The following is a 10,516-nucleotide window of genomic DNA, read 5'->3' on the forward strand; positions in this document are numbered from 1 at the left end:
CACTGGAAACCGCACGCTTGCATGGGGTGGGCTGGTCTTCAGCAAACGCCTCTGAACGGCATGTAAAAAGCACTCATTCTCCGAACCGTTGCGGACATGGTCTCCAGCACCGTAGAGGGGGAATCGTCCTGTCGCGTGCGGTGGGCGAACCACGGCTGCTCAGCGAGCAGATTATTCTCCTGCAATCCTATATCAAGTTGTTTTTCAATTACTTAAGTTCAGTCAGACCCTGACGGGTTATTGTGAGAGCATCAGAGCCCGAACGTATTAGACTTCTCTCAGGATCATCAAAATTCAACCTCAGCGATTTCTTTGAGGGCTCCTCGTCCCCCTGCAAACAGATTTTCGATCTTACCGTCACCACCAATATGCAAACGCACATTGATAAGGCTAGGTGAGGGCGGTGACATCCAACGCCCCTGCTCAAAAAAGAACTCCTGTTTGTCGAAGCCGACATGCTCCCGCAGGTAACATGCCAACGGGCCGGCAGCCATGCCCGTTGCGGATTCTTCCTGAATGCCATACCGAGGTGCGAACATACGGGCTCCCGCATCTCGTCCATTTCCGACACCATCGAAGGAGAATACGTAAAGCCCGATAAGATCCAGAGCGTCACTGAGCTCTTCCACCAACGAAAAATCCGGCTTGAGACCCTGGATTACTCCAGCGTCACGAATACCGACGACGACAAAGCTATTGCCCGTATTCACCAGTGTCGGCCTGGTACCTGCAATCAGATCAGCGCTGCTTATCCCGAGCGCCTTGAGTATGAACTGATAATCCTCATCGGTGAGTTGCTCATAACGGGGCGCTTTTTGCTCCATATACGCTGAGTCGCTCTCCATTTTGATGGATCTGCATCCATCAATCGTTTCCTTGGATGAGTGATCGCGGGTTAGCAGGCCGTTTTGGCGTAGATAACTGAATGTCGCGATCGTCGCATGGCCGCAGTGAGCGATTTGCCGGGCTGGCGTAAAGAATTCCAGCTTTATATCTGCTGAATCAGACGGAGAAACAAAAGCCGTTTCCGACAAGCCGACGGCCGCCGCGATTTTCTGTTTTTGTTCATAACTGAACCGTTCGGCGTTCAGAACAACGCCTGCCGGATTTCCGCCGGAATCACCGTCAGCAAAAGCACTTACAATTGGAACTTCAATCTTCATGGAGGTTTCTCCTTAATGCTCATCTGGTTTGTATCACCTGAATTCTTTCAGTCGACGGTGACGGGAACAAACGGGTAAAATTGATTTATGCTTAAGTAATATTTAACCGTAGGCTGAGCGAACCCAATGCAGAAACTCCCTCCGCTAAGGGCATTACAGGCATTTCGATACGCCGCCAGAGAACTGAGCTTCAAGGCCGCAGCGGAGGCGCTGAACATTTCCCAGGCGGCCGTCAGCACCCATATTCGTGGCCTTGAGGATTTTCTGGGTTTGAAGCTTTTTGTTCGTTTAACCCGGGAAGTGCAATTGACGCACGAAGGCAGGGCGCTTTCAGGGTATGTAGAGACGGGATTTCAAGAGCTGGAAAGAGGCATAGCGCTGTTTGCGCCAAACTCCGATCCCGGACGTCTTACCGTGGCAACGGTGCCATCGTTTGCCAGTCGGTGGCTTGTACCCAGAATTGATTCGTTTCAGAAAGCTCACCCTGAGATCCAGCTAAGTCTTCAACCCAACCTTCAGTTGGTTGGTTTTCGGGGTGATGGCGTGGATCTGGCGATCCGTTTTGGTAGCGGTGATTATCCCGGGCTTGAATCCAGGCTGTTGCTCGAGGAAAAACTGCTGCCGGTGTGTCACAGCATGCTCACTGGTAGTGAACCTGTGACGCCTGAGAGTCTGGTAAAACTTCCGTGGCTTATCGATGAATCAATCGACATGGAAAGCTCGTGGAGAGCGTTTCAGGAAGAACTCGGCATTGAAATACCTGACAGCTCCATAACACTTCGGGTGACAGAGGGAACGACGCTTGTCGAGGCTGTGCTTGCCGGCAGAGGTATTGCGTTGATGCGATACAGCCTCGTTGCCGATCTCCTTAAAGCCGGTTTGCTTCAATGCCCAATCAACATTTCGGTGCCGGCGGAGTACCAATATTACCTGGTTGCACCGGAAGCAAAATTTCGCACGGATAAGGTTCGTGCGTTTGTGTCTTGGATTACTGGGGAAGTAGGTTCCGGTTAAGGGTTTGCGAGAGCACGATTCAGGAAAACCGCTTGCCATCAATGGACGACCACAGAAAACACTAACGTTGACTGGAAGGCGGGCTGATACGACATCAGCGACAGCTTCCCTCGGTATCCAGGCCTACCGTCCTGATCGGAACGCACAGGCGTCGGTTTTCTTTACAGGCAGCGTTGACCGATGGTCTGGCGAAAGCCGGTAGTCCCTGAAACCGGAGCCTTTCTGGTTAGTGGCGCATAACTTGCCGGCTTCTTCCGGGGGAGATTGTCTCTCACTGGGTTGCTTCCTGGGAGAAGGGTTATGATCAAGCATCGGCTTTGTTTGCCTCTGGCGCTTGTCGCGACGTTCACGAGCGGGGCGGCGCACGCTGTTCCCGTATACTGGAACCTGTTCAACTTCGAGCAAGAGAGTGCCCTGGATGCGATCTACGTCACCTATGGCTCCCTTACGGACATGCTGACCGATACCAACCGCACGGGAAGCTTCACACCCAGTGTCACCGGCGCTTCGGCGGCGAATGTCGTCGGCAGTGGAGCCTTTACAGCCGCGGCCACGCAAGTCCCCGAACCGGGCACTCTCGGCCTGGTCATCGTCGGCCTGCTGGGCCTCGGCACCGCAGGCTTTAAAAGGTCCCGGTCCCACGGATGAAAGCGTAAGGATGGGCCAGGGCGGGAGGGAAGGAGTTTCTAGTGATCCTGCCCAACACCCAAAGCAGTGCCGCTCTAGAGCTCATCAACATAGCTCTTGGTAATGCGTCGGTGCAGAAGGAAAGTGGTCGGTGGACGACCAAGCAAAGTACTAAAACCGCGTAACCACAGATCAGATACTTAGCGACCTGTTACCACACAAAGTGCTAAAAAAACTTCAAGTAAATTCTAGAATAGCCAGCTGATTCAATTTTCCACACAAAGTACTAAATTCGTCGTCCAACTCGTAAAGCGGCGGAACTGGATAGGTCCATACAAAAACTCAGCGCGATGCGCGATGGCCTTCAGCACACAACCGCGTTCAGTATCTACACGTTGCTGGGCGGCGGATAGGAGGTCTGCGAGCAGTCTAACCAGGGCTGCAGTGGCACCGACGACGGGATGAACTGACGCGTCGCGAAACAAACCACACACAAAGGCCTTGACCTTCCAATGGTGGGAACCTTCAGGCTTCTTTTACCACCACCATTCAAGGAATAATGAAATGGCCTCAGTTTCCCGGCAACACCACACCAATCCATCAATGTCCGCAGACGCTCGTCTGAGCCTGCCGGTCGAAGGCATGACCTGCGCATCGTGTGTCGGCCGTGTCGAGCGCGCGCTGAAAGCGGTCCCCGGCGTGCAGACGGCCTCGGTCAATCTCGCCACCGAGCGCGCTGACATTACTTTCACCGGCTTGGCCGATCCGCAGGCGGCTGTCCGCGCCATCGAGAGCGCCGGCTACACCGTTCGCGAAGAGACCACCGAGCTGGCAATCGAGGGCATGACCTGCGCGTCGTGTGTGGGCCGGGTAGAGAAGGCGCTCGCAAAAATTCCGGGCGTACTCGAAGCCACTGTCAACCTGGCGACCGAGCGCGCGCGGGTGCGCCACTTTGCAGGAGTTGTCTCCACGGCCGACCTTGAAGTAGCAGTCGAACAGGCGGGTTACAAGTCCAATCGCTTGTCCGCCGAAACGGCGGATGCTGGCGATCAGAACGCCGAGCGTCGTGAGAGCGAGGCACGGGCGCTGCGACGCTCTTTCCTCACTGCAGCCATTCTCACCTTGCCCGTTTTCATCCTCGAGATGGGCTCGCACCTTATTCCCGCCATCCATCATTGGGTGATGGGGGGCCTGGGCCAGCAGGTCAACTGGTATGTACAGTTCACGCTCGCCACCCTCGTCATGTTCGGTCCGGGTCTGCGCTTCTTCCGCAAGGGGGTACCGGCGTTGCTGCGCGGTGCCCCCGACATGAACTCGCTGGTCTCAGTCGGCACCGCGGCGGCTTATGGCTATTCGATTGTCGCAACCTTCGTCCCTCAAGTGCTGCCACAGGGCACCGCCAACGTCTATTTCGAAGCTGCTGCGGTCATCGTTACCTTGATCCTGCTCGGACGCATGCTGGAGGCGCGCGCCAAGGGGCGAACCTCGCAGGCAATCAAGCGACTCGTCGGACTTCAGGCCAAGACCGCGCGCGTCCAGCGCAACGGCGATACAGTCGAGATTGCCCTCAATCAGGTGACGACCGATGACATCGTGCTCGTTCGTCCGGGCGAGAAGATTCCGGTCGACGGCGAAGTCGTCGAAGGCGCCTCTTATGTTGACGAAAGCATGATCACCGGCGAGCCTGTGCCCGTGTCGAAGGGGAAGGGCGCCGAAGTCGTCGGCGGCACGATCAACAAGACGGGCGCTTTCAGTTTTCGCGTCACAAAGGTCGGCGCGAATACGGTGCTCGCGCAGATCATTCGCCTGGTCGAGCAAGCGCAGGGATCAAAGCTGCCGATCCAGGCGCTGGTCGACAAAGTGACCATGTGGTTCGTCCCAGCGGTGATGGTAGCAGCCACGCTTACTTTCCTGGTCTGGCTGGTTTTCGGCCCGTCCCCGGCGCTGACCTTTGCGCTCGTCAATGCGGTTGCAGTTCTTATTATCGCCTGTCCGTGCGCCATGGGGCTGGCAACGCCGACCTCGATCATGGTCGGCACGGGCCGCGCGGCTGAGCTCGGCGTACTCTTTCGGAAGGGCGAAGCTTTGCAGGCGCTGCGCGATGTGAGCGTTATCGCGCTCGACAAGACCGGCACGCTGACCAAAGGACGCCCCGAGCTGACCGATCTCGTGCCCGCCGAGGGCTTTGAATACAACGAAGTTCTCGCCCTTGTTGCGGCCGTCGAGACACGCTCCGAGCACCCGATTGCCGAATCGATCGTCACGGCCGCAAAGCAGTTGAGCCTCATCCTGGCACCCATCGAGAGCTTCGACGCCACACCGGGCTTTGGCGTATCGGCCAAGGTAGCAGGTCGTACAGTCGCCGTCGGCGCGGATCGGTTCATGATGCAGGTCGGTCTTGATGTGTCGAGCTTCCTGTCTACCGCCCAGCGGCTCGGCGAGCAAGGCAAGAGCCCACTCTATGCCGCGATCGACGGACGCTTGGCAGGGGTAATTGCAGTCGCGGATCCGATCAGAGAGACGACGCCCGAAGCAATCAGGGCGCTGCACGCACTCGGACTCAAAGTCGCGATGATCACCGGCGACAATGGGGCGACCGCTGCGGCGATTGCCAAACAGCTCGGCATCGATGAAGTCGCGGCCGAGGTCCTGCCCGACGGTAAGGTCGCGGCACTGAAGAAGTTCCGGATCAATGGCGCGCGGGTCGCCTTCGTGGGAGACGGTATCAACGACGCGCCGGCACTCGCCGAAGCGGATGTTGGGCTCGCTATCGGCACGGGAACCGATGTAGCTATCGAGGCGGCTGATGTGGTGCTCATGTCGGGCGACTTGCGTGGCGTGACGAACGCGATCGCGCTTAGTCACGCCACGATCCGCAACATCAAGCAAAACCTGTTCTGGGCCTTCGCCTACAACGCCGTGCTTATCCCAGTGGCGGCGGGCGCGCTCTACCCGTTGAACGGCACCTTGCTTTCGCCGATCTTCGCAGCGGCCGCGATGGCGCTCTCCAGTGTCTTCGTGCTGGGCAACGCACTCCGGCTCAAGCGCTTCCGCGCTCCCATGTCGGTCGAGGCTCGTAGCGAGACGCCAGATGGGGTAATCCCATCGCCGAAGCCAGCTCTGGTGAATAGTCACTGATCCAACAGCTATACTAATAGTTATTCGGGTGGCATTTGATTGATTCCCCAGGAGGAGAAAAAGATGAATATCGGTCAAGCGGCCAAGCTCTCCGGCGTCTCGGCGAAGATGATTCGCTACTACGAACAGATTGGCTTGATCCCGCAAGCCATTCGTTCTGATGCGGGCTACCGACATTACAATTCGACTGAGGTGCATAGCCTTCGCTTCATCCGCCGCGCACGCGACCTTGGTTTTTCTGTCGAACAGATTGCCGCACTACTGGTGTTGTGGCGCGACCGTGACCGCGCGAGTGGCGACGTCAAGGCGATGGCACTATCCCATGCTGCCGGATTGAAGGCGAAGATCGCCGAACTGCAAGCGATGGTGCACAGTCTTGAGCATCTAGCGGATCACTGCCAAGGCAATGACCGCCCAGATTGCCCGATCCTTACGGATCTGGCCGAGCTGACCGCCGCCGCGGAACAGCGGTCACAGGCTCCACAGAGGGTGCCTCGGTTTGGGGCCGGCACACCAGCCTCGTCACATTAATCTCGCGAAGACTCTTGGCTGAGATATTGAGTACTTTGTGTGGGCATCCAGTGAACGTGTGACAGGTCTGGACGACCAAGCAAAGTACTAAACCCGTGAAACAGAGAATCAGAGGGTTACGGCTCGAATTCCACGCAAAGTGCTAAACAAACTTAAAGTAAATTCTAGAATATCGAGCTGATTTCAGTTTCCACACAAAGTACTAAATTCGTCGTCCGGCGCATCGGAAAATCCCGCTGGTCATGTCTCTAAAATGGGCGTAGCTTAAAAGATCCCAGCTGCGCATGCAGAACCTGCTCCTGGTAGTCTGTAGTCAGTTCATGATCGATTTACGTCATGCCGGCTCCACCAGTAATACTGATACTGGAGTCACGCTATGAAATCATCACTTCGCTTTGCCGTTCTTGTCTCCTCCCTGGGCCTGGCTCTTCCTGCCACGGCTGACCAGAAAACCATGAACGACGCCAATGCTTCCAGCGCCGGCAACTCCATCGGAACCGTCAACTTCCAGGTTAACTGTGGAGAGGCGGTTCGTGCGGATGTGGATCATGCGCTAGGTATGATGCATCACATGATGTACACCCAGGCCCGGTCCGAATTTGAGGCGGTTGTCCAGACTGAGCCTGACTGCGCCATGGCCCACTGGGGTATCGCTACTACGCTGTTCCAGCCCTTATGGGGCACCGTCCCCGGAGCGGGCGATATTGCACGTGGCCGGGAGGCCATTCAGACAGCCCGTGCAAAAGCAAAAGAGCCGCGTGAAAAATTGCTGATTGAGGCCACGGGGGCCTTTTTCGATCCTGAAACCGACATGGTCAGGGAGCGTTTGGCGGGTTGGGCCAAAGGCATGGAGGCTGCCTATCAGGCGTATCCTGACGATCTTGACGTTGCCTCGCTTTATGCACTGTCGCGCATGACACCGGCGCTGCCTTCGGATGACCGAAAAGCGTTACACGACGAAGCTGAACAGGTATTGCGTGAGGCCTGGAAAATCGAGCCTACTCATCCCGGAGCGGTTCATTACACGATCCATTCGACGGATGCGGATGGCCGAGCAGGCAATGCCACTGAAATCGTCGCTTCGTATGGGGCGATTGCCCCGGATGTGCCTCATGCGCTGCATATGCCTTCCCACATCTATGTCCGGCTCGGGGATTGGCCCAGAGTAATAGAATGGAATCGCCGCTCGGCTGAGGTGGCCGTGAGTCATGTAGCAGACGGTGCCAAGTCATTCCACTACATCCACGCGCTGGACTATCTGGTCTATGGTCATCTCCAGCGGGGAGAGGACATTGCGGCACGGAGCGTATGGGCGGAAGCGCAGGCCAATAGCCCTCATGAGGGGAACTTTCCCGGTGTGTTTCATCAAGCCTCCATTCCGGCAAGATTGGCGGTTGAAACCCGTGACTGGGATGCGGCTGCGGCACTTGCTCCCTATCAGTCAGAAACGATCAACTGGGAGCAGTTCCCCTGGCCAGCTGGTTTGATTGAGTTTTCGCGGGGTCTGGGTGCTGTGCATACGGATGACCTGAAAGGCGCACGTGAAGCAGAACAGCGTTTGACGACTCTGGTGGAAACGGCAAAATCCGGTGCAGATCAGCGTTTCTCAACCTACATTGAAGTAGATCGCCGGATTCTGGCTGGATGGATAGCGAAGGCCGAGGGTAATCCCGAGATGGCCATCGAACTTATGCGGTCTGCTGGAGAGCTGGAAGCTACCGTTGAGAAGCATCCGGTCACCCCCGGTGCATTACTGCCACCCTACGAAGCTCTCGGAGATCTGCTGGTTGCCCTCGATCGTCCTGTTGAAGCGCTGGTTGCCTACGGAAGTTCGGATCGCACATGGCCGCAACGTTACAACACGCTATCGGGTGCCGCCCAAGCGGCTGAGGCTGCTGGTGATGAGGAGTCCGCTGCACTCTGGGTTCGTCGTTTGCGGGAGACCGCACCGCGGACCGAGCGTGGCCCGGTACAGCCACAAGGCTCTGTAGCGGGGAGTTATTAGTCGCCAGTGTTCGGATCGGCCAGAAGAACAGCGCCATCGACGAGCTATTGCCGTACAACTGAAGGCCGGCCATTCCTGACAAGGTGTAATGGCCGGATGCTTACAAGTAACCGACATTACTAAGCAGTGAGCGGTTCAATGATTGGGGGCAGGTCAGTACATTTCCTCATACTTTTTGATAGTTTCTACCTTTTCAAAGGAGCCTGTTAAAGATGAACGACCAAATAAACGAATTTATTTGTAAACATCCTGTTTTAGTTGCACCGCAGATTGGAATTTTCCGCCTGTTGGGGCTTCCGTGCTCACTTCATCGAAGCTTTCCAGCGTGTATTGGCCATGGTACTGCTTCAACGCCTTGAGAGCCGCTTCAGGCTCAATATTGAAAAATTCTTTGCGGCGATTGACGAGATTTACCCGGTGTTGACTGAAATGATCGTGGAAATACCTTTCCAGCGTTGGGGCATCGTCGGTATAGATAAACGCGTGTACCTGGAATAATTCCGGCACCGATGCATCACCGAGTTCCTTTACCCTGTCGTTCGGGTCGAGACGTCGGGTCATCCCGATCTTACAAACCCTTTCCCCAAAAGACGACGGATTAGAGATCACGTAGACGTAACCGGCCCTGGTTTGTCGCGCCAAAGATATTGCTCTTGCTTCCTTTTGCCTCAAAAGGTCCAGCTCTTTCTGGTGGAGCTCCAGCTGTTCCTTTTGCCCCTCTGTCGCCTCGTTGATCCTGGCCAGTTCTCGTTCAACCAGCTTCTCCATGCGCTCCCGGTCGCGTTTTGCCTTCTCAAGCTGCTGTCGGACGCGCTCCTCGTCCCGCTCTTCTTCTCGAACCCTCTGACGTTCCTCTCTTTCCTCTTCCTTTAGGTCAGCTCTTAGCTGTTTTATTTCGTAGTTCAGGCGAAGCTCTCGCACCTTGAGGTCAAGATAATCGTGCTCCAAGAAGATCTTTACTAGCCGACTATCCATGTTGATCTCATCGAACTTGTTCTTGATGCGCTGAATGAGGCGGTTGATATTGTTCCATTCCACTGCGGCAATGGCAGCCTTCACTTCATTATCAAAGCACCGGATGCGAAGCTTTATTTCACGATTGACAAACTTTTTTGCTTCGCTCTTTTTCCCGTTGATGGCCGTATCGGCAGGTAGATGAGACAAGCAGGCGCCTTTGTTTTTGACCAGCTCCTTTGCTTCTTCCTTGACCCGTGCCAGTTCATCCTCCAACACTGACTCATCCCGCGTATTAAATAGGGGCTTATAGGTGTTGGCATCGATGGTGCCCACCCCCAAATCGTAGGTTCGAATGATGTTTTCAAATTTCTTTAAGGCGTCCCGTTTCTCCTGATACCTTTCCTGCAGATTTCTGTATGAACCAGAGATGTCTTTCAACTCTGCTTTCAGGTCCGCTACAGGCCGGTAATCGAGCATGATCGCGTCATACTGCGCCTGATTCTTCTTTCGAAGGTTTACGCTAAAAGCCAATAACGCCAGGCCGGCGACCAAAGCAACTGCAGCCACTATAAGCATCAAATTCATGACTTATTTCCTCATACGGATTCTGGAAGTTCAGAGGAAGCTTCCTTTGGTTGTCGACGTGCTTGCTGCATTGCCTCACGTATTAGCTCCGACTCCCGATACTCTTTAGCTTCGCAGTCGTAAAACCAGGAGGACTTTATGCCAAGATCACTCATAACGGCTTTTGCCTCTTCAGGCGAAACGTAGAAGAACTCTTTGCGGTGATTCTCTTTGTTCACCCGATTGGCGATAAGGGCGCTGTGGATTTCCTTCTCTAGCCGCGGAGCATCCTCCACGAAGGCGAGGGTATGGACATCAAATCGATAGGGGACGCTCGCGTCACCCAGCTCAACCACTCTGTCCATTGGCTCGAGGCGGCGAGTCATACCAATTTTGCAGATACCTTCTCCGAAGCTGCCGATGTTGGATATAACGTACAGTGTAGTGGTTCAATGATTCCGGACACCAACGTAGGTGGTAATATCACCACCATAAACGAGGTGTCTGATGACCAGAA

The 10,516-nt window shown here is 55.4% G+C and carries 10 protein-coding genes; 7 read left to right on the plus strand and 3 right to left on the minus strand.

Translation table 11 applies throughout. The features are described 5' to 3' along the window. A partial coding sequence (locus NLU14_RS21065; RefSeq protein WP_275710320.1) for a hypothetical protein occupies positions 1–233 on the plus strand: 233 nt, incomplete at its 5' end. Positions 234–287: 54 nt separating this feature from the next. Here NLU14_RS21065 and NLU14_RS21070 read toward each other — a convergent pair. After that, positions 288–1,163: a PhzF family phenazine biosynthesis protein gene (locus tag NLU14_RS21070; RefSeq protein WP_275710322.1), complete on the minus strand. Its 876-nt coding sequence runs from the start codon at positions 1,161–1,163 to the stop codon at positions 288–290. A 126-nt stretch (positions 1,164–1,289) separates the two neighbouring features. On the opposite strand from NLU14_RS21070, the gene NLU14_RS21075 reads away from it, so the two are divergent. The 5 genes from NLU14_RS21075 (at position 1,290) to NLU14_RS21095 (ending at position 8,478) form a co-directional block, all read left to right on the plus strand. Next, positions 1,290–2,177 (plus strand): LysR substrate-binding domain-containing protein, encoded by an 888-nt coding sequence (locus tag NLU14_RS21075; RefSeq protein WP_275710324.1) that lies wholly within the window; start codon positions 1,290–1,292, stop codon positions 2,175–2,177. A gap of 300 nt (positions 2,178–2,477) precedes the next feature. Continuing rightward, complete coding sequence (locus tag NLU14_RS21080) at positions 2,478–2,825, plus strand: PEP-CTERM sorting domain-containing protein (protein WP_275710326.1); 348 nt, start codon at positions 2,478–2,480, stop codon at positions 2,823–2,825. Between the two features lie 543 nt (positions 2,826–3,368). Continuing rightward, positions 3,369–5,942: a heavy metal translocating P-type ATPase gene (locus NLU14_RS21085; protein ID WP_275710328.1), complete on the plus strand. Its 2,574-nt coding sequence runs from the start codon at positions 3,369–3,371 to the stop codon at positions 5,940–5,942. A gap of 63 nt (positions 5,943–6,005) precedes the next feature. Continuing rightward, positions 6,006–6,473: a Cu(I)-responsive transcriptional regulator gene (cueR, locus tag NLU14_RS21090; RefSeq protein WP_275710330.1), complete on the plus strand. Its 468-nt coding sequence runs from the start codon at positions 6,006–6,008 to the stop codon at positions 6,471–6,473. Positions 6,474–6,849: 376 nt separating this feature from the next. After that, positions 6,850–8,478, plus strand: coding sequence for a tetratricopeptide repeat protein (locus tag NLU14_RS21095; protein ID WP_275710332.1), 1,629 nt, complete (start codon positions 6,850–6,852; stop codon positions 8,476–8,478). A gap of 234 nt (positions 8,479–8,712) precedes the next feature. Here the strand turns inward: NLU14_RS21095 and NLU14_RS21100 are convergent, their stop codons facing one another. Further along, positions 8,713–10,020 carry an SNIPE associated domain-containing protein gene (locus NLU14_RS21100; RefSeq protein WP_275710334.1) on the minus strand — a complete coding sequence of 436 codons (1,308 nt, stop codon included), beginning with the start codon at positions 10,018–10,020 and terminating at the stop codon, positions 8,713–8,715. Positions 10,021–10,031: 11 nt separating this feature from the next. Next, entirely contained in the window at positions 10,032–10,385 is a 354-nt protein-coding gene (locus NLU14_RS23150; protein WP_420845089.1) for a GIY-YIG nuclease family protein, read from the minus strand. Between NLU14_RS23150 and NLU14_RS21105 the strand changes: the two genes are divergently transcribed. Then, a partial coding sequence (locus NLU14_RS21105; RefSeq protein WP_275710336.1) for a hypothetical protein occupies positions 10,308–10,516 on the plus strand: 209 nt, incomplete at its 3' end. The two genes, NLU14_RS23150 and NLU14_RS21105, sit on opposite strands and share 78 nt — an antisense overlap.

Origin of the sequence: Marinobacter iranensis (assembly GCF_029207565.1) — a bacterium.
GTDB classification, from domain to species: domain Bacteria; phylum Pseudomonadota; class Gammaproteobacteria; order Pseudomonadales; family Oleiphilaceae; genus Marinobacter; species Marinobacter iranensis.